Raw genomic sequence first — 1,001 nt, 5'->3', positions numbered from 1 at the left:
GTCTGCATCTCAAGCGTGTTGATGTCCTGTTTCATCCGCGCGGTCGAGGTCGAGGGTTCAAGGCGGTTATGCGCGCCTTCAACGCGTGCCCAGACACTTGGCTGGCCGACGCCTTCAGCGCTAACATCGCTGGAAGTCCCGGTATCCGCAGACCTGCTATTGGCTGCAAAGTAACGGTTACCAACCCGCTGCTGCAATGTGGGCAGCTTGTTGAGCGCCAGCATGTTCTGCACATAGCCTTCATAGAGCGGCGCACCGGCACTGTAACGCGGTGAAGGTGGTGGCGGACAGCTGTTGGTGTCCTGACATGTTGGATCGACGGGTGGCGTGCCTGGATCATTGGGAATGACAGGATCGTCGGGCGTATCCGAATTCGGGGCATGACTGACCAGATACCAGTTGCCGTCATTGACGCCCTGTGTGCCGCCCTGTGCGCCGCCTTGTTGCAGCGTATAGGCGAAGGCGCCGCCGACAATCGCCTGCTGGCCATCCTTGGTGGTATAGCCATTGCCAAGAGCAAAGCTGCCATTGGAATTACCACCAACATCGACCACCTTGATGCCATTAACGGTCAAGGCGCCGCTGCCATCCTGATTGATCACATTGAGTTTGGTTTGGCCTGACGTATCGCCATCGACCTCAAGCATGTCGGTCTTTGAAGTATCACCACCCAACACGCTGTTGATCGTGATCGCGCCATTGCCGCTATAATTGCCTGAGACATGCAGGGTGGCGCCGCCGGTTCCGGCAAAATTGACATTGCCCTGATTGCTCAGCGAAGCGATATTGGTCGAGAAGCCACCAAGATCAAGGGTGCCTGTTTGCGCGACCTGATAAGCGGAGGCTGAACTCAACGCACCGGCTGCACCCTGCTTGAGCGTTCCGTCATTGAGTGCTGTGGCCCCTGAATAGCTGTTTGATCCTGAAAGGGTCAGCGCACCGCTGCCATTCTTGATCAGGCCGCCGCTGCCATTGATCGTGCCGGAGAAAACTGTATTAAC

1 protein-coding gene is annotated in these 1,001 nt (G+C 57.0%); it reads right to left on the bottom strand.

Annotated features, from left to right (window positions below):
• Positions 1–1,001, bottom strand: a 1,001-nt coding sequence (locus tag QBD00_RS23590) for an autotransporter outer membrane beta-barrel domain-containing protein (RefSeq protein ID WP_318580710.1), incomplete at both ends; no start/stop codon positions are given.

It is taken from the genome of Ochrobactrum sp. AN78, assembly GCF_029909885.1.
Classification (GTDB): domain Bacteria; phylum Pseudomonadota; class Alphaproteobacteria; order Rhizobiales; family Rhizobiaceae; genus Brucella; species Brucella quorumnocens.
The sequence above is the reverse complement of the archived record's forward strand: the minus strand, read 5'-3'. Positions and strand labels throughout refer to the sequence as shown.